This is a genomic window from Rhodococcus sp. KBW08, from assembly GCF_003852455.1.
In the GTDB taxonomy this organism is placed as follows: domain Bacteria; phylum Actinomycetota; class Actinomycetes; order Mycobacteriales; family Mycobacteriaceae; genus Rhodococcus_F; species Rhodococcus_F baikonurensis.
Genome location: NZ_QAJJ01000009.1, coordinates 659,384 through 680,589 on the forward strand (window position 1 = coordinate 659,384; position 21,206 = coordinate 680,589).

23 protein-coding genes are annotated in these 21,206 nt (G+C 61.9%); 10 read left to right on the forward strand and 13 right to left on the reverse strand.

Annotated features, from left to right (window positions below; genetic code table 11):
- The first annotated feature begins 14 nt into the window (after window positions 1-14).
- From DBV08_RS13950 to DBV08_RS13975, 6 genes are all read left to right on the forward strand, one after another.
- Window positions 15-635, forward strand: coding sequence for a TetR/AcrR family transcriptional regulator (locus DBV08_RS13950; RefSeq protein ID WP_124567781.1), 621 nt, complete (start codon window positions 15-17; stop codon window positions 633-635).
- A gap of 72 nt (window positions 636-707) precedes the next feature.
- The gene (locus tag DBV08_RS13955) at window positions 708-1,400 is read left to right on the forward strand and encodes a TetR family transcriptional regulator (RefSeq protein WP_095968854.1); all 693 of its coding nucleotides are present in this window, start codon (window positions 708-710) and stop codon (window positions 1,398-1,400) included.
- Window positions 1,401-1,559: 159 nt separating this feature from the next.
- The gene (locus DBV08_RS13960) at window positions 1,560-2,717 is read left to right on the forward strand and encodes an acyl-CoA dehydrogenase (protein WP_003939784.1); all 1,158 of its coding nucleotides are present in this window, start codon (window positions 1,560-1,562) and stop codon (window positions 2,715-2,717) included.
- A gap of 92 nt (window positions 2,718-2,809) precedes the next feature.
- Window positions 2,810-3,658: a 3-hydroxybutyryl-CoA dehydrogenase gene (locus DBV08_RS13965; RefSeq protein WP_020909078.1), complete on the forward strand. Its 849-nt coding sequence runs from the start codon at window positions 2,810-2,812 to the stop codon at window positions 3,656-3,658.
- Window positions 3,659-3,796: 138 nt separating this feature from the next.
- Window positions 3,797-4,699 (forward strand): oxygenase MpaB family protein, encoded by a 903-nt coding sequence (locus tag DBV08_RS13970; protein WP_260395575.1) that lies wholly within the window; start codon window positions 3,797-3,799, stop codon window positions 4,697-4,699.
- 24 nt (window positions 4,700-4,723) lie between these two features.
- Complete coding sequence (locus tag DBV08_RS13975) at window positions 4,724-5,116, forward strand: RNA-binding S4 domain-containing protein (protein ID WP_003940158.1); 393 nt, start codon at window positions 4,724-4,726, stop codon at window positions 5,114-5,116.
- Between the two features lie 20 nt (window positions 5,117-5,136).
- On the opposite strand, the gene DBV08_RS13980 is transcribed toward DBV08_RS13975, so the two are convergent.
- A complete protein-coding gene (locus DBV08_RS13980; RefSeq protein WP_042952895.1) occupies window positions 5,137-5,766 on the reverse strand; it encodes a GyrI-like domain-containing protein in 630 nt (209 codons plus the stop codon).
- Between the two features lie 123 nt (window positions 5,767-5,889).
- Between DBV08_RS13980 and DBV08_RS13985 the strand changes: the two genes are divergently transcribed.
- Window positions 5,890-7,074 carry a metallophosphoesterase gene (locus tag DBV08_RS13985; protein ID WP_124567782.1) on the forward strand — a complete coding sequence of 395 codons (1,185 nt, stop codon included), beginning with the start codon at window positions 5,890-5,892 and terminating at the stop codon, window positions 7,072-7,074.
- Between the two features lie 6 nt (window positions 7,075-7,080).
- On the opposite strand, the gene DBV08_RS13990 is transcribed toward DBV08_RS13985, so the two are convergent.
- From DBV08_RS13990 to DBV08_RS14030, 9 genes are all read right to left on the reverse strand, one after another.
- Window positions 7,081-7,767: a TetR/AcrR family transcriptional regulator gene (locus DBV08_RS13990; protein ID WP_047889678.1), complete on the reverse strand. Its 687-nt coding sequence runs from the start codon at window positions 7,765-7,767 to the stop codon at window positions 7,081-7,083.
- A gap of 47 nt (window positions 7,768-7,814) precedes the next feature.
- Window positions 7,815-8,642, reverse strand: a complete 828-nt coding sequence (locus DBV08_RS13995) for a potassium channel family protein (protein WP_124567783.1) — start codon at window positions 8,640-8,642, stop codon at window positions 7,815-7,817.
- Window positions 8,643-8,688: 46 nt separating this feature from the next.
- Window positions 8,689-9,606, reverse strand: coding sequence for a diacylglycerol kinase (locus DBV08_RS14000; RefSeq protein ID WP_113682539.1), 918 nt, complete (start codon window positions 9,604-9,606; stop codon window positions 8,689-8,691).
- Entirely contained in the window at window positions 9,603-11,183 is a 1,581-nt protein-coding gene (locus DBV08_RS14005; protein WP_124567836.1) for an FAD-binding oxidoreductase, read from the reverse strand. Before DBV08_RS14005 ends, DBV08_RS14000 begins: the two co-directional genes overlap by 4 nt.
- Before the next feature lie 92 nt (window positions 11,184-11,275).
- Window positions 11,276-11,815, reverse strand: a complete 540-nt coding sequence (locus tag DBV08_RS14010) for a DinB family protein (protein ID WP_124567784.1) — start codon at window positions 11,813-11,815, stop codon at window positions 11,276-11,278.
- Between the two features lie 171 nt (window positions 11,816-11,986).
- The gene (gene htpG, locus DBV08_RS14015) at window positions 11,987-13,915 is read right to left on the reverse strand and encodes a molecular chaperone HtpG (protein WP_124567785.1); all 1,929 of its coding nucleotides are present in this window, start codon (window positions 13,913-13,915) and stop codon (window positions 11,987-11,989) included.
- A gap of 131 nt (window positions 13,916-14,046) precedes the next feature.
- Entirely contained in the window at window positions 14,047-15,180 is a 1,134-nt protein-coding gene (locus DBV08_RS14020; protein WP_124567786.1) for an acyl-CoA dehydrogenase family protein, read from the reverse strand.
- A gap of 9 nt (window positions 15,181-15,189) precedes the next feature.
- Window positions 15,190-16,362 (reverse strand): acyl-CoA dehydrogenase family protein, encoded by a 1,173-nt coding sequence (locus DBV08_RS14025; RefSeq protein ID WP_124567787.1) that lies wholly within the window; start codon window positions 16,360-16,362, stop codon window positions 15,190-15,192.
- Between the two features lie 28 nt (window positions 16,363-16,390).
- Window positions 16,391-16,852 carry a MaoC family dehydratase gene (locus DBV08_RS14030; RefSeq protein WP_124567788.1) on the reverse strand — a complete coding sequence of 154 codons (462 nt, stop codon included), beginning with the start codon at window positions 16,850-16,852 and terminating at the stop codon, window positions 16,391-16,393.
- 94 nt (window positions 16,853-16,946) lie between these two features.
- Here DBV08_RS14030 and DBV08_RS14035 point away from each other — a divergent pair, with 94 nt between their 5' ends.
- Complete coding sequence (locus tag DBV08_RS14035) at window positions 16,947-17,585, forward strand: TetR/AcrR family transcriptional regulator (protein WP_124567789.1); 639 nt, start codon at window positions 16,947-16,949, stop codon at window positions 17,583-17,585.
- A 19-nt stretch (window positions 17,586-17,604) separates the two neighbouring features.
- Here DBV08_RS14035 and DBV08_RS14040 read toward each other — a convergent pair whose 3' ends face one another.
- Both DBV08_RS14040 and DBV08_RS14045 read right to left on the reverse strand, forming a co-directional pair.
- Window positions 17,605-18,051, reverse strand: a complete 447-nt coding sequence (locus DBV08_RS14040; RefSeq protein ID WP_081328927.1) for a MarR family winged helix-turn-helix transcriptional regulator — start codon at window positions 18,049-18,051, stop codon at window positions 17,605-17,607.
- A 12-nt stretch (window positions 18,052-18,063) separates the two neighbouring features.
- On the reverse strand, window positions 18,064-18,468 hold the full coding sequence (locus DBV08_RS14045; protein ID WP_124567790.1) for an EVE domain-containing protein: 405 nt from the start codon (window positions 18,466-18,468) through the stop codon (window positions 18,064-18,066).
- A 146-nt stretch (window positions 18,469-18,614) separates the two neighbouring features.
- Here DBV08_RS14045 and DBV08_RS14050 point away from each other — a divergent pair, with 146 nt between their 5' ends.
- Window positions 18,615-19,292: a TetR/AcrR family transcriptional regulator gene (locus DBV08_RS14050; protein WP_069145618.1), complete on the forward strand. Its 678-nt coding sequence runs from the start codon at window positions 18,615-18,617 to the stop codon at window positions 19,290-19,292.
- Window positions 19,289-20,209, forward strand: coding sequence for a TIGR01777 family oxidoreductase (locus DBV08_RS14055; RefSeq protein WP_124567791.1), 921 nt, complete (start codon window positions 19,289-19,291; stop codon window positions 20,207-20,209). Before DBV08_RS14050 ends, DBV08_RS14055 begins: the two co-directional genes overlap by 4 nt.
- Here DBV08_RS14055 and DBV08_RS14060 read toward each other — a convergent pair.
- Window positions 20,167-21,135, reverse strand: coding sequence for an NAD(P)/FAD-dependent oxidoreductase (locus DBV08_RS14060; protein WP_124567792.1), 969 nt, complete (start codon window positions 21,133-21,135; stop codon window positions 20,167-20,169). The two genes, DBV08_RS14055 and DBV08_RS14060, sit on opposite strands and share 43 nt — an antisense overlap.
- Between the last annotated feature and the right edge of the window lie 71 nt (window positions 21,136-21,206).

A 21,206-nucleotide genomic window follows, 5' to 3' on the forward strand; every position in this document is an offset into this window, starting at 1 on the left:
GTCAATATCGACCTATGACTTCTCCTACGCCGCGGCGGTATGCCGGCCTGAGCGGCGACCAGCGCTCAGCACTGCGGCGCGAGAGCTTGCTCGAGGCAGGGTTGGAACTGTTCGCTGCCGCGGGCAGTCGAGGCGCCACGATGACCGCGATCTGTGCGCGAGCGAAGTTGACGGAACGCTACTTCTACGAAAGTTTCTCCAGCAGAGACGAACTGCTGGAAAAGATCCTGGACGGAATTGCCGACGAGGTTCGCGACGCCGGCCTGGCCGCGCTACGAACGAGCGAGGGGACGCTCGAGGAGCGCGCAAGAGATGCCATCACGTCGTTCGTCAGCCTCCTCACCGACGATCCCCGCAAGGGGCGTGTGGCAATGATCGAATCCGCTGCATACGAACCGCTTCGCGCACACCGGCGCGCGGTACTGCACGGCTTCGCCCAGATGGTCGCGGACGAAGCCACGCGAATGTACGGCGACCGAGCTTGGCCACCTCATCAAGGTCAGATCAACGGACTGCTCTTCGTCGGGGGCCTTGCCGAATTGGTCACCGCGTGGTTGAACGAGGAGATCGCCATCACCCCTGACGAGATCGTCGAGGCGGCAACTTACCAATTCACGTCCACCGCTCACCGTTGAGATGGAACTGATCGGCATCCGGATACCGCCCGCCACACCGGGATGGTGCGAACAGGCGCAATACTTGACCCCATGAGTGAACGCGCAGACCTGCCCGGAACTGACCCCGCACAGTTTCGGGTACACGTCGCGTCTCAAGCGATTCGGTTGTTCTCGGAGAACGGGTACGAAGCCACCACCGTCGAGCAGATCGCCGCTGCCGCGGGCGTGTCACGTCGGACGTTCTTCCGGCAGTTCCGCTCCAAGGAAGACGTGATCTTCGCCGATCACGAGTCCCTCCTCGAACACGTGGCCGAGTTCCTGGCGTCCGATTCCGCCGACCCCTGGGCATCGGTGTGCGAGGCGGCGGGACTGGTCTTCGATTTCTTCCGCCGGAACCGTGACCTGTCGATGCGGCGATACCGCGTCGTACAACACGTCCCCGCTCTTCGCGACCGCGAGCTCGTCACCGGATTCCGTTACGAGCGCCTCTTCGTCGACTACCTACGCAGCGCTGTCCCCCGCGAACCTGTCCTCGAGGTTGTCGGTTTTGCCGCAGCTGTCACCGCGTGCCACAACTACCTCCTGCGAAGCATGATCAAGGGTGACGAGGACGCCACGGCCGATGCGCTGAGTCAAGCACTGCTCGACGTTCGGCGGACGTACGGCGTGGCCCCTGGATCCAAGACCAGCGCGCCGGAATCGAAGTCCGTGCTGGTAGTAGCATTTCCCCCGGGCACTTCTGCCGAGGAGATCAGCAGAAAGATCCACGAACAACTCGGCTGACACTCCTCGTGCACCGAAACTTCACACACCCATCCCTTGACCTGGCACTCAGTGCCGTGTTTGACTGGGGTCATTGGCACCGGTCTGTCCGCGAATCTCGTCGGTAACGCCGGAGCCGCACCAACCGCCTTCAAGCCACCTTCACCAAGGAGCGTTCCCATGGCAGGAAACCCGGATTTCAATCTCTTCGCGTTGAACGAAGAGCACGACGAACTGCGGGCTGCTATCCGCGGACTCTCCGAGAAGGAAATCGCGCCGTACGCCAAGGACGTCGACGAGAACGCACGCTTCCCCGAGGAAGCACTCACCGCTCTCAACGCGTCGGGCTTCAACGCCATCCACGTTCCCGAGGCTTACGACGGCCAGGGCGCCGACTCCGTCGCCACCTGCATCGTCATCGAGGAAGTTGCCCGCGTCTGTGGCTCCTCCTCGCTGATCCCCGCCGTGAACAAGCTCGGCACCATGGGCCTGATCCTCAAGGGTTCCGAAGAGCTCAAGTCCAAGGTGCTCCCGGATCTGGTCAACGGCGGAATGGCGTCGTACGCGCTGTCCGAGCGTGAAGCCGGATCCGACGCGGCCTCGATGCGTACCCGCGCGAAGGCTGATGGCGACGACTGGATCCTCAACGGCTCCAAGTGCTGGATCACCAACGGCGGCAAGTCGACCTGGTACACCGTCATGGCTGTCACAGATCCCGACAAGGGTGCAAACGGCATCTCCTCCTTCATGGTCCACAAGGACGACGAGGGCTTTGTCGTCGGACCGAAGGAAAAGAAGCTCGGCATCAAGGGCTCCCCCACCGCTGAGCTGTACTTCGAGAACTGCCGCATCCCCGGCGACCGCATCATCGGCGAGCCGGGCACCGGCTTCAAGACGGCACTCGAGACCCTCGACCACACGCGTCCCACCATCGGCGCACAGGCTGTCGGTCTCGCCCAGGGCGCACTCGACGCGGCCCTTGCATACACCAAGGACCGCAAGCAGTTCGGCAAGTCCATCAGCGACTTCCAGGCTGTTCAGTTCATGCTCGCCGACATGGCGATGAAGGTCGAAGCAGCACGCCTGATGGTCTACACCTCCGCAGCTCGCGCCGAGCGCGGCGAGAAGAACCTCGGCTTCATCTCCGCCGCCGCCAAGTGCTTCGCTTCGGACGTTGCCATGGAGGTCACCACCGACGCCGTACAGCTGTTCGGTGGCGCCGGCTACACCACCGATTTCCCGGTCGAGCGCATGATGCGCGACGCCAAGATCACGCAGATCTACGAGGGCACCAACCAGATTCAGCGCGTCGTGATGTCGCGTGCGCTGCTGAAGTAGGGCCTCCGGCCCTGTGCGCGGTTAGGCAGTCCATAGACTCCTTAACCGCGCACGGGGGCTTGTCCCCTGTCTGAAGAATCTTGAGGAGAATCGTGGAACTCGTAGGCGTAATCGGCGGCGGCACCATGGGTGCCGGCATTGCCGAAGTTTGTGCAAAAGCCGGTAGCTCGGTACTGGTGCTCGAAACCAAGGAAGAATTTGCCGCCGCTGCTCGCGAACGGATCGCCAAGTCGATCAACCGCGGCGTAGCCAAGGGCAAGATCACGCAGGAAGACGCCGACGCCGCCATCGCACGCGTTCGCGTCACCCTGGACATGGAAGAGTTCGCCGATCGCGATCTGGTGATCGAGGCCGCTCCCGAGATCGAAGCTCTCAAGTACGAGATCTTCGGCAAGCTCGACAAGATCGTCAAGCCTGCAGGCATTCTGGCGACCAACACCTCGTCGATCCCCGTCATCAAGATCGCCAAGGCCACCTCGCGCCCCGGCCAGGTTGTGGGCGTTCACTTCTTCAACCCCGTGCCGGTCATGCCGCTCGTGGAGATCGTGGTCAGCCTCACGACGTCCGAAGAGACCGTCCTCGCCGTCACCGACTACGCCAAGAACACGTTGCGTAAGAAGACGGTCCGCGCGGGCGACCGCTCGGGCTTCATCGTCAACGCTCTGCTCATCCCGTACCTGTGCCAGGCAGTCCGGATGCTCGAATCCGGCTACGCCACAGCAGAAGACATCGACGAGGCCATGAAGGGCGGCTGCGGCTACCCGATGGGCCCGCTGACGCTCCTCGACACCGTCGGTCTCGACATTGCCCTCGCAGCAGCCGAGTCCCTGTACGCGGAATTCGCAGAACCGCATTACGCTCCGCCGGCGCTGCTTCGCCGCATGGTCGACGCCGGTCGCCTCGGAAAGAAGACCGGTCGCGGCTTCTACGAATACGCCTGAGACCGCCCGCTTCACTCTTTCCGGCCCCTTACCTGTTGCAGGTGAGGGGCCGGAGTTGTTTCGGACAGATCTTGTCGAATCCATTGACAAATTCGCGTGGCGCAGCAAAAGTCATCATGTGACAACAACCGTTGTCACATGAGCGCAGGCGGAGGGGCCACCCAGATGAGCAGCGATGCAGACACGGGCACTCGTCGATCGAAGCCTCGAGAACTACGAGCCGATCCGATCGGCCCCGGCTCCCTGACGTGGACGCACTTCGGCGACGTTCGCGGCCTGCTGTACCTCGGACGCGCAGGCACCCTGCAGAACATGCACCCCGCGGTAAGCGGAGCGCTGCAAGATCATTCGAATTTCTTCGACAACCCGCTCGACCGCCTGTTCCGCTCACTGCCGCCCATCTACGGCGTCGTGTACGACCGGACCGAAGAGGGCACAGGCACGCTTGTTCGCAACTTCCACACCGATCTCAAAGGAATCGACGAAACCGGCGGGCGCTACCACGCCCTCACTCCTGACACTTTCTGGTGGACACACGTCACGTTCTTCGAGGTGATTCTCGATTTCAACGAGCGATTCGCGTACAAGAAGTTCACGCAGGAGCAGAAGGACCAACTTGTCCGTGAGGCCGTAACTTGGTGGCGCTGTTACGGACTCACCGATCGACCGGCTTTCGACGACTACGCCAGCTTCCGCACGTATTGGGAAGACATGCTCGACAACCACCTGATCAACACCCACACCACAAAATGGTCGACGCGCATCGCCGAGCACGACATCGCGCCTGCTCCGAAGGTTCCGACGTGGCTGTGGCGTCTTACCTCACGCCCCACGATGGCTGTGGCGAACTGGATCGGCAAGGCACTGATGCCGGCGAAGGCGCGTGAGACCCTCGAATGGGAGTGGACGCCGCGCGACGAACGGATGTACTTCTGGTTCGCCCGCTTCCTGACATTGACAGATCGATTCTGGCATCTGCTGCCGCTACGACTGCGGTATGCACCGCGCGCCTACTCGGGCATCCGCGCGCAGGGTCTGTGAGCGCTCGTCGGTAGGCTGGAGTGCGTGCCAGCTCATCTCCCCTCCGACGCGATCAGTGTCCGCGTGGACAGCTGGACGTGGGCGGTTCGGCTGTTCAAGACACGCTCGCAGGCGGCGACCGCCTGCCGATCGGGACACGTTCGGGTCAACGGAACGTCGGCGAAGGCGGCTCAGCAGGTGAAAGCCGGCGACGAGGTACGGGTGCGTGTATCCGGCATCGAGCGCATCGTCGTAGTAGTCAAGCCGATCACGAAGCGAGTCAGCGCCGTGCTGGCCGCCGATTGCCTGCAGGACAATTCACCACCCCCACCACCGCCCGAACTGATCGCGTCCATACCGCGACGTGATCGCGGCGCCGGCCGGCCGACCAAGCGAGAGCGACGTGACCTCGAGAAGTTGCGCGGCCTCGAGCCGTAATCACTACCTCGAAAACGTTGCTACCTCGAAACAGGCTGACGCAGAACCGTCTTCAGTTTCTCGGGCGGCGTCCGGCGCGCATCACTGAGGTAGATCTCGTGATGATCGCCGTTGAAACTGAAGCCGTTCGACGGGATGAACGTGTTGTGCAAGCGGTCCAAGGTGGGGGCCTCGTCGTCGTAGGAACCTACGTGAAGAATCTGGACGGACAGGCCCTCCTCCAATTCGAGGAACCGCACCTTGTCCAAAGCCGCCACGTTCTTCTTGGCGCGGACCGCTTTGGCTCGAACTGAGGCGATCGCCGCAGACAGTTCGGCCTGAGCGATCCATTCCGGTTGCGAGATCATCATCGTCCAATCCCAAGCCGCCTTGTCCCGTGTCACGAACACCTCGGGATCATCTGCCCGCCACAACCCTTCCAGCGGGCCAACGACGAAGTCGCGATCCAATTCCTTCTTGCTAGCGAATTTTGCCGAGTAGGACACCGAATACAGCGCTTCGAGCGCCTCGGAGTACTCGGTGGCAGTGTTGGGGTCGCCGTGACCGTCGACGGCGAAGTAGCCGAAGCGGGGAACGGTCACGAGGGCAAAATCGCGGCGCCCAGGCGAGTAGAGATCCTTGTATGCCTTCTTGACGTCGTACTTCTCCATGCGCCACCCACCTGATAACTGGCCGAGTTTCAATGTTCGGAAACCTATCCGAGAACACCGACATCCCGATAGCGGACCACTGTCCCCTTGTTAATAGACCAGTGGACCTTTACTCTGGACGGGGTGACTACACCCCAGGCGACCGACGTCGCTCGAGTTCCGCGCCGCAGACCGTTGCGGATCGTTGCCATATCCGCGATTGTCGCGTCGATCTTGGCTCTGTTGTTCGTGTACCCATGGTGGAGCTTGTTCGTCCGGCCGGACTGGCCGACGGCGGTGGCAGTTTTCGGCACCGTTCTGTTTGCCGCCCTCTTGATCGCCCTGCCTGCGAGCATGGTGCTCAGCCACGGACACACCGACCGCGATCCAGTTCGCCTGATCGGCGACGCACTCCTCGGAATCATCTGGGTCGTGTTCGTGTGGACCCTGCTCGGCGAAGTTCTGAGGCTCGGACTGCTCGTCGGCGGCGTGGATGACCCGTTTCGATCGAGAATCGTCGCCGTTGCCGCACTGATCATCTCGGCCCTTCTGCTGATCTGGGGCTACCGGGAAGCCATGAGACTGCCACGGATCAAGCAGGTCGACGTCACCATCCCCCGCCTTGGTGCGGGGATGGACAAACTTCGGGTAGTCGCGATCACCGACACCCACTTCGGGCCGATCAATCGCGAGAAGTGGTCCGAGCGCGTCATCGCGGCAGTCAACGATCTCGACGCCGACATCGTGGCCCACGTCGGTGACATCGCCGACGGAACGGTAGAGCAGCGACTCGGCCAAGCGACCCCCCTCGCATCGGTCGAAGCCGGGCTCGCTCGCGTCTACGTGACCGGCAATCACGAGTACTTCCACGAGGCTCAGGAGTGGCTCGACTACATGACCTCGATCGGCTGGGACGCGCTGCACAACCGCCACCTCGTCGTCACCAAGGGCGGAGACAGACTGGTCATCGCCGGAGTCGACGATGCGACAGCGTTGGGATCGAAGCTCGACGGGCACGGCGCGAACTTCGACATGGCCCTGGCCGGCTCCGACCCCGAATTGCCGATCCTGATGCTCGCCCACCAACCGAAGCAGGTTACTCAGTCCGCTTCTGCGGGAGTGGATCTGCAGCTCGCCGGTCATACCCACGGCGGACAGATCTGGCCCTTCAACTTTCTGGTCAAACTCGATCAACCTTCGGTGCACGGGCTTACCAGGCACGGAGAACGTACGCAGCTGTACACCAGCCGTGGAACCGGGTTCTGGGGTCCACCATTCCGAGTGTTCGCACCGAGCGAGATCACCGTTCTGACGCTGCACCGCGCCTGATCGATCTCAGCTCGTTCGGGTTGCCGCTCGCGCCGACAACCCGACGAGCTGGTTGATCAGGCCTTCGCGCAGGCCGACTGCGAACATGTCGGCAGCTGGGGGCGCCTGCATCTCGTTCAGCACGACGACGATGGATTCGGCAGGCTCGGCCGTGGGCCACAAGCCGGCAACGATCACCAGGGTCACCTTGGCGAATTGTGCCGCGTCGCCTTCCGAGAGGTGGGGCAGCTGTGAATGAACCAGCGATGCAAACCTTCCCGAGTTGACCGTCGCCCGCTTCTTGAAGTCGCGGGCGAAGTCGACGGAGATGTTTCTTTCGAGGACCCCGGCCATGACGCTCATCAACTCGCACAGCAATCGCTGTCCGACAAGCGATTCCGCAACCGCGGATGCCACATGAATTTCAGGGGCGTATGGCGAGTCGTCACCGGCCGGAGTCAACGACTCGGACAACCCGTCCAGCCACGCAACCCAGTTCTCGTCGAGCACTTCGAGAAAGATGGCCTCGCGACTGTCGAAGTACCGGAGCACGTTCGACTTCGCCAGGCCGACGCTCTCACTGAGCTCACGCAGGCTGATGTCGGCGACGGGTCTGGACCCGAGCATCGCACGGGCCGCATCGAGAATCGCGCACCGACGCGCTTCGATCTGCTCAGGCCTGCGCGCGCGCTGAAATCCGTGGGTCGCCACCATCACGCAAGATTATCAGACCATCGTTCTATTGTTCGCTGCGATGCATGTCAGTTGTCCGAAGACGCGTGCTGCGCCACGACCCCCCTCGACGCCAATTCACGACGCAGCGAATCGGTATCGACCGACGCGAGATCGACCCGGTGCGTGCGGGCGGCCAAAGCTCGAACCTCCTCCGACAAATCCGCCACCTGCTTGCGCGTCGCGGCCTGCCCTGCCTCGTCCTGTTCCGCCACTCGCTCGACCAACCAGGAAGCGAGTGTGGCAGTCACGATGCCCAGCAACGCAATTCCGCCGATCATCAACGCTCCGGCGATCAGGCGCCCGGTTGTAGTGACAGGAGCCATGTCTCCGTAACCGACGGTCGTGACCGTCTCCATCGCCCACCACAATGCCGTTCCGTACGACGTGATGGCAGCGCCCTGCGCGTGACGCTCGGCATCGAGCATGGCCAGCGCCGCGACACCGATCAGCAAGGCCGTGGCACCAGTGGCGTAAATAACCATGCGTCCACGCAAGCTTTGCCCGCTCGAGCGGTGGACTATTGCAAGCAGGGTGACCAACCGAAGGAGACGCAAGGGACGCAGCATGGGCAACACCACCATCGCCAAGTCCAAGAGATGCCTGACGAACCAGCGACCGCGAGCAGGAGCCAACCACAGGCGAACTGCGTAGTCGACGGCAAATACGACCCACGCGGCCCACATGATCCATTCGGTCAGGCGATGCGGGAAGCCAGTCGGTTGCGCCAGGACTTGGTACGCGTACGCCACCAAGAACAGGCAGGCCGCAGCGGTCAAGGGGATGTCGGTGGTGAGCTGCCACCGCTCCGACGTCCACGCAGTGCGGCGGTGCACCGACTTCCTCGATTCGTTCATCCGAGAAGTCTTACACCACTGCTACCGCGTGACCGGCAGAACCGACTCAGATCCGAGTGTGCGTCAAGATGTTGAGCGCCATGGGAACTGCCTCGATCGTGATGGGCAACGGCCCCACCCGATCACCGTCCGCGTAGGCGATGATGCCCTCGGAGACCAACCGCACCTTCCTCGACCGATACGTCTGCACCGCATCCAAGGAGACGTGAGTTCCCTTGTACACCCGCGGAAACAGGCGCACCAGACGCAACCTCGAACCATGCCCGACGACGGTCAGATCCAGCAACCCATCCGACTTCGACGCGCCCGGGGTGATGAGCATGCCGCCACCGTACGAACGCCCGTTACCGACTGCGACCAGCGTCGCGTCCACCGTGATGACCTCGTCGTCGAGTTCGATCCGGTACGGCAACGGCTTCATCTTCGCCAACTCGGCAAGCATCGCCAGGTTGTAGCGCATCGGCCCCTTGGGCCAGGACATCCGATTGGCCCGCTCGCTGACCAGCGAGTCGAATCCACTGGCGATGATAGTTCCCGACCAGACGACGGAACCGTCGGCCAGCGTGATCTTCGCCAGATCTGACTGCTGCACGACACCATCTGCGATCACATCGGCTGCTGCTTCGGGATCGCCTGTGGGAATCCCGAACTCACGGGCGTGATCGTTGCCGGTGCCTGCCGGGATGAGCCCGATGGGTGTGTCGGTCAACGCGGCGGCCTGCAGTCCGATACTGATGGCACCGTCGCCGCCGACAACCACGAGTGCGTCGGTACCTTCCTCGATCGCACGACGCGCCAACTTCTTGGCGTCGTCGGCGTCGGTTCCGATGATCTCGGTGACGGCAACGCCCCGAGCGCGCAGTCGCGCAACACCTTTGCGTCCGGCCGCAGGCGCGTGACCATGTCCCGCCATCGGATTGATCAGGACGGTAACCTTCTCGATCTGACTGCGGGTTTCGGTCACGGAATCAGCTTTCCAGGATTGAGGATGCCGGCAGGGTCCACTGCATTCTTCACTGCGCGAAGGATATTCGCGCCCAATTCGCCGATCTCGTCCTTCATCCACGGGCGATGATCAGCGCCGACTGCATGATGATGGGTGATCGTGCCGCCGGCCGAAATGATCGCATCGCCCGCGGCAGTCTTCGCCTTGTGCCACTGAGCGATCGGGTCTTCGGTCTGCGCGCTGACCACTGTGAAGTACAGCGAAGCGCCGGTCTTGTAGGTGTGCGAAATGTGGCACATGACGAGCGGCTGAGTACCCTGCTCGACGAGAGCCTTCGTCAGTGCCTCGGTGACCGAGGAGCGCAGGTTCGCGAGGTTGCCCCAGGTGGTTGCCGTCTCGAGGGTTTCACACAGCGCACCGACATCGAGGAGAGCGTCACGCAGATACGGTGCATCGAATCGCCCGTGCTCCCAACTGTTTCCGGGCTCCTCACCGAGCGAAGTTCCACCGTGAGCGGTGAGAATTGCGCGGGCCTCCGCCATCCGTTCAGCGGTGTGCGAAGCCGTGCCCTCGTAGGTGGTAATGCCGAGGCAACCACCGGTGAAGGCATTCTCACCGATCTTGTCGGTGGTCGCCAGATTCACGCCACTCTCGGCCTCGTCGGACAACCGCAGGACGGTCGGAGCCGATCCTTCCTGAACCAGCTCACGCAATGCGGCTGCGCCGGTAGCGAAGTCGGGGAAGCTCCATCCCTCGCGCACGGTGGTTTCGGGCAGGCGGTGAACCCTTACACGCACGTGCGTGATGACGCCGAACGTGCCCTCGGAGCCGACAAAAAGCTCACCCAGATCGGGGCCTGCAGCGGATGCCGGCGCACGCCCGGTCTCGATCACGCCACTCGGGGTGACAACGGTGAGGCCCTGAACCATGTCCTCGAAGCGCCCGTATCCAGCCGACGCCTGCCCCGAAGAACGGGTGGCGGCGAACCCGCCCAGAGTGGCGAACAGGAAGCTCTGCGGGAAGTGCCCCACCGAGAAGCCGTGCTCACGCAGAAGCTCCTCGGCGCGTGGACCGGTGGTTCCGCCGCCGAACGTCGCGATACCCGATTCCTCGTCCAACCCGACGAGCTGATCGAACCTGCGCAGATCGAGAGATAGAACTGCGTCGAACCCGTCACGAATGGGATCGAGCCCGCCGACGACGCTGGTGCCACCACCGAACGGGACCACTGCGATCCGGTTGGCAGAGCAGTATCGGAGAACCTGTTCGACCTCTGCGTCTGTCCCTGGAGTGACGACTACGTCCGGTGCGTCCTGCGGCTCGGCGCTACGACGGCGGAGCAGATCCGGGGTGCTCTTGCCACCGGCCCGAAGGATTCGATCCGAATCCTTGGTGCTGACGTACTCCGCCCCGACCAGCCCGGCCAGCGCTTCGACGTGCGACTGAGCCATAGCGGACGGAACCACCTGGACGTCTTCGATCGCGAGGCGCGATCGCGTCGGTGCGGAGACACCGAGAAATCCGGTCAACAGTGATGTGACTGCGTCCGACAGTTCACGCTTCTTGGCCGGATCGCCCCAGGCGTCCCACTGCATCGGCGGTTGCAAGGCAGACTTTTCGGTGCTCATAGACACTAGTGTTACATATTTGTGTGATGTGTAAACATCCCGGTTGATCGAGCTGTCGATCAACCCATCGTCTTGGATCCGTCGATGGCTTCACGAAGCATGTCCGCGTGGCCCGCATGCTGGGCCGTCTCGGCGATGATGTGCAGCAGTGCGCGCCGCGCTGACCAGCGAGCTCCCACTTCGAACCACGGCGCCGACGGCAGTGGATGCGAGATGTCGAGGCTGTCCAGCGAGGCCACCAACTCGTCGGTCCTCGCCGCGATCCCCTCGTATTCGGACACGATGCTTGCCAAGGTCTCACCCTCGACCATGGCAAATTCGTTCGCCCGTTCCTGCTGCATCTCTTCCGACCACTGGGTCGGGTCGAAGTCACCACCAAGTCCGGCCGGCCCTTCCAGAATGAAGTCGACCCAACCCTTTTCTGCCTGACCTACATGCTTGACCAATCCGCCGAGGCACAGTTCGCTCACGGTCGGCCTCGAAGCAGCCTGGTCGTCGGTGAGGTTCTTGACGGTGAAGAGCAGGAATTCGCGATGCTGACGCAGGCTCTGGAGGAGATCCGCGCGCTCGCCGGTGACGGTGGCAGTCGGTGCGTTCATGATGTTTTCCTTCGCTCGTGGGTTCCTTGCCCTGTGAGAACTACGTTAGAAGTCATTGCGGACAGAAACGGTCCTCAATAGAAAACGATCAAGAAAAAACTCCCGGCACCCACCCATGAAGGTGAGTGCCGGGAGTACGAGCGAACTACGACGAAATAGGACTGCGCGAGATCAGACCGTGCGGGCCAAACGATCGGCCAGCAGACGCGTGAAGTGCGCCGGATCGCTGAGCTCGCCGCCCTCGGCAAGCAACGCCATGCCGTAGAGCAACTGAGCCGTCTCCGTCAGGTTCTCCGCATTGTCGTTGGCGGCCTGCGCCTCCCGCAGCCCCGAAACAAGAGGGTGCTCCGGGTTGAGCTCGAGGATGCGCTTGCTGTGCGGAACAGGCTGACCCGAAGCCTTGTACATCTTCTCGAGCGTCGGAGACATGCTGAACGCGTCGCCGACGATGCAGGCGGCCGACGTGGTCAGTCGCGTCGACAGACGCGTTTCCTTGATGTCGTCGGACAGGGTTTCGGTCAGCCACGTCAGCAACTCGCCGAATTCCTTCTCCTTCTCTTCGCGCTCGGCCTCGGCCGCCTTCTTCTCGTCCTCGGTGTCGAGGTCGACCTCGCCCTTGGCGATCGACTGGAAGGTCTTGCCGTCGAAGTCCGAGACGGCGTCGACCCACATCTCGTCCACGGGGTCGGTGAGAACCAGAACCTCGAGGCCCTTGGCCTTGAAAGCCTCCATGTGCGGGGAGCTTTCGATGAGGTGACGAGATTCGCCGGTCATGAAGTAGATCTGTTCCTGACCGTCCTTCATTCGCTCCACGTACTCCGCGAGAGTGGTCACGCCCTCTTCGCTGTTGGTCGAGGCGAAGGACGAGACGTCGAGCAAGGTCTTACGGTTGTCGGCATCGGCCATCAGGCCTTCCTTGAGCGCGCGCCCGAACTCCGTCCAGAAGGTCGAGTACTTCTCGGGCTCGTTCGCCTTCATGTCCTTGATGGTCGAGAGGACCTTCTTGGTCAGACGACGACGGATGGCAGCGATCTGCCGGTCCTGCTGCAGAATTTCACGAGAGACGTTGAGCGAGAGGTCTTGTGCGTCGACCACACCCTTGACGAAGCGCAGGTAATCGGGCACCAACTCTTCGCAGTCGTCCATGATGAAGACGCGCTTGACGTAGAGGTGGATGCCGGCCTTGCGCTCGCGCATGAACAGATCGAACGGCGCCGTCGACGGAATGAACAGCAGCGCTTGGTATTCGAAAGTACCTTCGGCCTTCATCGGGATGACCTCGAGAGGCTCGTCCCAGGCGTGGCTGACGTGCTTGTAGAACTCCTTGTACTCGTCCTCGGACACCTCGTCCTTGGAGCGAGTCCACAGAGCCTTCATCGAGTTGATCGTCTCGGTCTCGATGGTGACCTCGGGCTCTTCGCCCTCCGCCGGCGTCGACGTACGAGCGACATCCATGCGGATGGGCCACGCGATGAAGTCGGAGTACTTCTTGACCAGTTCCTTGATCTTCCATTCCGACGTGTAGTCGTGCAGGCCGTTCTCGGAATCCTCGGGCATCAGGTGCAGGGTCACGGAGCTGCCCTGCGGCGCCTCGTTCACATGCTCGAGCGTGTACGTGCCTTCGCCGGTCGACTCCCAGCGCGTCGCGTGATCTTCACCGGCGCGACGGGTCAGCAACGTGACCTTGTCCGCCACCATGAACGTGGAGTAGAAGCCGATGCCGAACTGACCGATCAGTTCTTCGGATGCCGCTGCATCCTTGGCTTCCTTGAGCTTACGACGCACCTCGGCGGTGCCGGACTTGGCGAGCGTGCCGATCAGGTCGACGACCTCGTCACGCGACATTCCGATGCCGTTGTCGCGGATGGTCAGGGTGCGTGCCGCCTTGTCGATGTCGATCTCGATATGCAGATCGGAGACGTCGACGTCGAGGTCTTTGTCCTGGTACGACTCGAGGCGGAGTTTGTCCAGCGCGTCCGAAGCGTTGGAGATCAACTCACGAAGGAAGCTGTCCTTGTTCGTATAGATTGAATGAACCATCAGATCCAGCAGCTGACGTGTTTCTGCTTGGAACTCGAGCTGCTCGGTATGCGCGGTCACTTCGATCCCTTTCTCTTCTCGGACTGATCACAGGGATTTTACTCGACCTCGAATACCGCGGGCCGGCCCCCGCACAGACAAGGGAGGCCACGCGACCTGCGCATGACCTCCCGTTATCTTCACCCACCGATCTACTCGGTGACGTTCACCATCGAATAGTTCGAGACGCCGCCGGCCAGCACCCTGAGGTGATCGTCCGAAGCGCCCAGAGTGTGTTCGATGGCCACCAGCCGCGAGACGTAGTGCCCGACCGGGTACTCGGCCGTCATTCCGATACCACCGTGCATCTGAATTGCTTCCTGACCGATCTGATGCGCAGCGCGACCGACAGCCAGCTTCGCTCGCGACGCGATGGTCGGATCGATCACACCGTCGGCGATGGCCATGGTGGCGTACAGACTCATGCTGCTCGCCAGTTCGAGAGCGACGTACATGTCGGCCGCACGATGCGTCAGCGTCTGGAACTTCGCGAGCGGAACACCGAACTGCTTGCGCTGCTTCAGATAATCCGTCGTCAGTCGGAGCGCCTCGGTCATGATTCCGATGGCCTCGGCACACAGAGCTGCCTGCGCCCGGACCTCTGCTTCGACGATCGCCGCCGTGACATCGCCGCCCTCACCAAGTTGTTCGGCCGCGGCATCGGTGAACGTGAACTGCGCACCGCGACGGCCGTCGTGGGTGGCGTACGCAGTCCGGGTGACACCCGCACCTTCTGCATCCACCAGGAAGAGCCCGGTGCCGCCGCCTGGAAGTGCGGCGCTGACGATCACGACGTGCGCGCTGTCGCCCTGCAGGACCGGGTTCTTGACGCCGGTGATCGTCCACCCCGATCCCGCCTGCGAGGCCGCGGTCGTGACAGTGGCGACCGGCCAGCGCGTGCCAGGTTCCGTATGGGCAAAGGCCGACAAAGTGGTTCCGTCGCTGAGCACCGGCAGGAGTCGCGCCCGCTGATCTGCCGAACCGATCGCAGCAATCAAACCGCCGGGGATCAGAACACCACCCAAATACGGCTCGGGTGCAAGCGCGCGGCCCAGTTCGGTCATCACCACCATGGTCTCGACCGGCCCAGCGCCCATCCCGCCATCGGCCTCCGCGAATGGTAGGCCGAGCAGCCCGAGCTCTGCGAACTGCTTCCACACCGAGGCAGTCCATCCCTCGTCGGTGGCCGAGGTGGCGTTGCGCTTCTCTGCGTCGTAGCTGCGGCTGAGTAATTCGCGTGTTGTGTCGCGAAGCATCGTCTGTTCGTCGTCGAGTTCGAAATTCATGTCACACGCTCACAATCCGAGGATCGAGGAGGCAATGATGGAGCGCTGCACCTCACTTGATCCGCTGTAGATGGAAACCTTCCGGTAGTTCAAGTAGCGCGGCGCCGCCTGCTGCGCCCACTCCGGCGAGTCGATGTCGGCGATATCTACCGGCAGTGAGTCCGGCCCGGCAACGTCCATCAGCAATTCCGTTGCTGCCTGCTGCAATTCGGAGCCGCGGAGTTTGAGCAGCGAGGACGCCGGATTCGGCTTTCCGTCTGCCGAACTCGCCACAACTCGCAGTTGAGTCAGATCCAGTGCAAGCAATTCGTTTTCCAACTCGGCCAATCGAGCCGCGAACAACGGATCCTCGAGGAGGGTGCCCGTTCCGACGCGAACCTCCCGCGCCTTCTCTTTTGCCGTGGCGACAAGGGTTTTGGAGAACCCGACCCGTGTGACCCCCGTGCGTTCGTTGCCGAGCAGGAACTTGGCGTAGTCCCAGCCCTTGTTCTCCTCGCCGACAAGATTTTCCGCAGGTACGCGGACGTTGTCGAAGAACACTTCGTTGACCTCGACGCTGCCGTCGATCAGTTTGATGGGGCGAACCGTGATGCCGGGAGTTGCCAGATCGATGAGCAGGAACGAAATTCCTGCCTGCCGCTTCTGGGCACTGGCATCTGTCCGCACCAGACAGAAGATCCACTCGGCGTGCTGCGCGAGTGTAGTCCACGTCTTCTGACCGTTGACGATGTAATCCGCGCCGTCACGGACAGCGGCCGTCTTGAGTGAAGCGAGATCCGAGCCTGCTTCTGGTTCCGAAAAACCCTGGCACCACCAGATATCGGCGTTGGCCGTCGCCGGGAGAAACTTCTCCTTCTGCTCCTGCGAGCCGAAGGCCGCGATAACGGGCCCAACCATGCTCACGTTGAACGGCAACGGGTTGGGTACCGACGCCAACTGCATTTCCTCGGAATAGATGTGGCGCTGTACCGGAGTCCAGTCCTTGCCGCCCCATTCGACCGGCCAGTGCGGAACCGCCAGTCCGTGAGCGTTCAGAATCTGTTGGCCCGAAACGATATCTTCACGCGTCAGCTTTCCGAATCCTGCTGCACGTGCACGAAGTTCGGGCGAAAATTCTGTGGTGAAGAACCTTCGCATCTCCTCGCGGAACGCAACTTCCTCACCGGTCAATTCGAGATTCATGTGGAGTCTGCTTTCTTATGTCAGGAATTCAGAACAAGATTCGTGCGACGGTCTGCGCAACAACGGCGGGCTTGTCCACGCCTTCGATCTCGACGGTGTTGGTGATCTGACTCTGCAGCGAACCGTTCGGCAACTCTTCGATCGCGGAGAGCACTGCAGTGTTTCGAACCATGGCTCCGACCGGCACCGGACTCGGGAATCGAACCTTGTCGGACCCGTAGTTGATGACCATCTTCGCCCCGTCGATGCGGTACACGGACTTCGACAGAAGCGGCAGGAGCGAGAGGGTCAGATACCCGTGGGCAATCGGACCACCGAAAGGTGATTCACGCCTTGCCCTTTCGTCGTCGACGTGGATCCACTGATGATCACCGGTCGCGTCGGCGAATTGATGGACCATCTCGCGGGTGACCTCGACCCACTCGCTCGAGCCCAGCGTTTCACCGACCGCCCCCAGGAGATCTGACTTGTTCTCGAACACCCGTGTCATCTGATCCTCCACGTTCCCGAACACTGTTAGGTTAATTGGATAATAAACTCACAGTGTAAGGTTGTCCAGTACTCAGACGAAAGGTTTCTGTGCGATGGCGCGACCGCGGGTTCCACTACTGAGCAAGCCGATCATCAGGGACACCGCCCTGAAACTGGTGGACGAGCACGGTTTGACCGACTTCTCGATGCGCAAACTCGCCACTGTCCTCGGCGTGCAGGCACCGTCGCTGTACAGCCATTACGCCAACAAGGACGAATTACTCGACGACGTCGCGAACGTCATCATGGAGTCCGTCGATGTGAGCGGCTTCGACTCTGACGATTGGCGTGGTGCGCTGCGCACGTGGGCGCGGTCCTACCATGCGGCCCTGGGCAAGCATCCCAACATCGTTCCCTACTTGGCCTACGGTCCGAGCGTCAGGCCCATCGCCCTCGATCGCGCGAACGCCATCCACGGCGGTCTGGTGCGGGCCGGATGGCCGCAGCGCACGGCAACGCTGATCGGCGCTTCCGTCAAGTACGTGGTCATGGGCGCTGCGACAGCGACGTTCTCCGGCGGATTCGTGGACGATCCGGCGATCTACGCCGAGCGTTACCCGCACCTCACGCGAGCGCACTTGTTGCGCGAGCGTGCTGCGGAAATCGACGGTGCCAGTTTCGAACTCGCGCTGGAATCGCTGTTGGACGGGCTGGAAGCCAAATATGCACTTCTGCCACGAACTTCGAAGTAATGCCTGAAATTGGGAGTCGCTACTTTCGATCGAGCACGCCGAGCATCGCAACGAAGGCCGCCTGACGATCCCCGAGAGCGGCAAAGAATTCCCGGTCCGATGCTTCCACCGAGCGATTCGCCTTGCCTGCCAAGTTCGCACCCGTCTGGGTCACCACCAGTGAACGCGCCCGGGCATCGGTCGGGTGTGGACGTCGTTCGACAAACCCTTTGGATTCGAGGGTCCGTATCACCTGTGACGTCATCATCGGATCGGTGCGCGCATACTCGGCAAGATCGCGTTGAGTTATCGGCGTTTCCGCGTCCAGCCAGGTCAGAGCGGCGAGCAGAACGAACTGCACGTGAGTCAGGTCGAAGGGCCGCAGCGCCGCGCGAATCGAGGCCTGCCAAGCATTGGTGACACGCCACAACATCAGACCCGGACTGTCGCCCGCATCCTCGAAGTCGGTTTCCAGTTTCTTCGCCACAGCGTCAGTGTGTCAGCTCGTTGCCGAGCGCAGAATCTCGACGTCGTTGCCATCCAACGGAATCAAGCCTCGGCGGAGCTGATACCCCCAATTCGGTGTCGAGGTCACTGCCAATCGACTCCGTACGTCGCCGAGAGGAACGGGCGTGAACTGCTCGTATCGCACTCGACGCCGAAACGGCTTGAAGCACCCCTCGTCCGCCTGCCAGATCTCACCCTCTTCGATCACACCGAGGGCTGTGAACTCGCGCAACGGATCTCGATCACCAATGGACTCGACCGGCGAATAGTAAACAAGCACATCGCCCGCCTTCATCCGCGCCAATCCGGACCTCTTCCCGTGCCCGATCTGCGCGATCCCAAGATCCACTGCGCGACGCACATGTTCGGCCGAGACAACCCCCAACCAGGCGTTCATCGCCGGCCACCTGTCGAACCGAGCGCAAGTTCAATCATGAATTTAGTATGCGCGCTTATTATATTCCTCGCAACAGATTCGACTCTTGAACGTGTTCAACTTCAGGGCGTACGCTGAACTTGAACACGTTCAAAGAAGGGGAGCCCATGAGCAGTCGCGGGATCGAAACCAGGGAAAAGCTGGTGGAAACAGCTTTGCGGCTCTTCCGCGACGAGGGCTTCGCAGCGACGACCATGCGCAAGATCGCGACTGAGGCAGGTGTCTCCCTCGGGAATGCCTACTACTACTTCGCCAGCAAGGACGAACTGGTTCACGAGCTGTATCTCGTCATCCAACGTGATCACCGAGAGCGTGCGCTTCCACTCCTGCGGCAAGGTGGCTCACTCGCGGAAAATATCGCGATCGTTCTGCACACCGGACTCGATGTCATGGGGCCATATCACGGGTTCGGTGGCGCGTTTCTGCACGTTGCCCTACCAACCGCATCGCCGTCCAGCCCGTTCTCGGCCGAGTCGAGCGATGCGAGATCGATGGCCGTCGAATTGATGCGCGAAGCACTGGCGGCGTCGAAGCAGAAGACGCCGGCGTCATTGGCGACCCAGCTCCCCACACTCTTGTGGCTCAGCTACCTGGGCGTGACGCTGCATTGGGTCACCGACTCGTCTCCGGGGCAAACGCGCACTCGTTCCCTGGTCGACGGACTGGTCCCGATCATCGCGAAAACACTCGCCCTCGCCCGGCTACCGGTGGCCCGCGGCCTGGTCGGTGACGTCGCCGCCCTGATGACCAAAGTCGTTTCTCCAGAGGGGAACACAAAATCATGAAGACTGTCGTTGTATCCGGTGCGTCGGGCTACATAGGGCAATCTCTCGTTCGAGCGCTCGAACCCAACGGGGTGGACGTACGAACGATCGGCCGGGGAGGAACGAGCGATGCCACCTGGTCCGACGAGCAAGGTGTTGCCGACGTACTCAGCGGCGCGGATCTGCTGATCAACCTCGCCGGACGCTCTGTGAGCTGCCGATACAACAAGCGCAATGCCGACGAAATCTTCTCCTCCCGCGTGGAAACGACCGCACTGTTGGGTCGCGCACTGGCCCGTACGCCGCAGCCACCTTCGCTCTGGGCGAATGCCAGTACCGGCACGATCTACCGAGACGCGAGGGATCGACCGATGGACGAGAAGAACGGAGAACTGGGTAAGGGATTCTCCGTCGCTGTCGCGCGAGCGTGGGAGCACGAATTGTTCTCCGCCCCAACCCCGGTTCGAAAAGTAGCGCTACGAATGTCGATCGTTCTCGGAGCCGGCGGCGGAGCAATCAACCCTTTCGTCAACCTGGCCCGAACAGGCTTCGGCGGACGAATGGGCGACGGACGACAAAAGTTCAGCTGGATACACATTTCCGATGTCGTTCGCTCGATCATCCACATCTACGAGCATCCGGAGATCTCAGGCCCCGTCAATATCGCATCCCCGTGCCCCGTGACCAATGACGAGATGATGCGACAGGTGCGCGCAGCGTTGGGTCGACGGTACGGTGCGCCCACGCCCGGTTGGATGCTGGAATTCGGCGCTCGGATCATCCGCACCGAGGCCGAGTTGGTACTCAAGAGCCGCTGGGTTTCACCAGGGGTGCTCGCGGACAGCGGCTTCCAGTATCAATTTCCGACGTTGGAGTCTGCGCTGGAACAGATCGCTCAGGAGACCCCGCGAGGGCTGCTTCCGGTCACACTCGGCTGAAGTTCGGTCGCGGTCGCGACCGCTCGCACGATATCCTGCTCGAGCAGATAGTGATTCAGTGCAATCGCAGCCTTCGACCCAGCGGCGGCGGCGGTGATCAACTGTGCAGGCGAGTCCGACACGTTCCCGGCGGCCCACACACCAGGCGTGCTGGTACCTCCCGCAGGATCAGTTACCACCCAACCATTTTCGTCAGCGTCACATCCCAGGTCAGTCAGCAAAGCGTCGCGTGGAACAAACCGTGGACCGACAAACACCACACTCCGCGGAACAACCTGACCGGAGGCCAGCTCGACGCCGTCCAATCGACCGTCTGCCACCGAGACCCCGGCCACGTCGCCTTCTACGATGCGAATCCCCCTGACAGTCAGCCGATCCCGCTCGGTGCAGGTCAGCTCGATGCGATTCGGAAAGAAGACAACATCGTCCGACCATTGGCGCACCAACGACGCCTGATGAATCGTGAAGGGCCTGTTGTCACCACCGAGTACACCGATCGGCGTATCACGAACCTCGTACCCGTGACAGTAGGGACAATGCAAAACGTCGACTCCCCAGCGATCCTGCAGCCCAGCGATGTTCGGCAGCTCGTCACGTAACCCCGTCGCCACCAGAACAGTCCGTGCCTCCAGCGACGCGGACACGTCGGTTTGCACAAGAAATCCACCGTCCTCCGTTTGCTCGATTCCGATTGCGGTGCCAGTCGTCACTTCGCCGCCGTACTCGGTAACCTCCTTGCGTCCGGCCGCAAGTAATTGCGTCGGACTCTCACCGTCCCGCGTCAGGTACCCGTGCAGGTGCTCGGAGACACCATTGCGCGGGTTACCAGCATCGACGATCATCACTCGCCGCCGAGCCCGAGCCAGAACAAGCGCGGCACTCAACCCCGCCGCACCGCCACCGACAATCACCACATCGAACCTCATGCACTCCCCCAGTCCCGCAGTTCGTCCCACCCCAGACGGTGAGCTATTCTGGCAATCTAGCAAATTTGTTT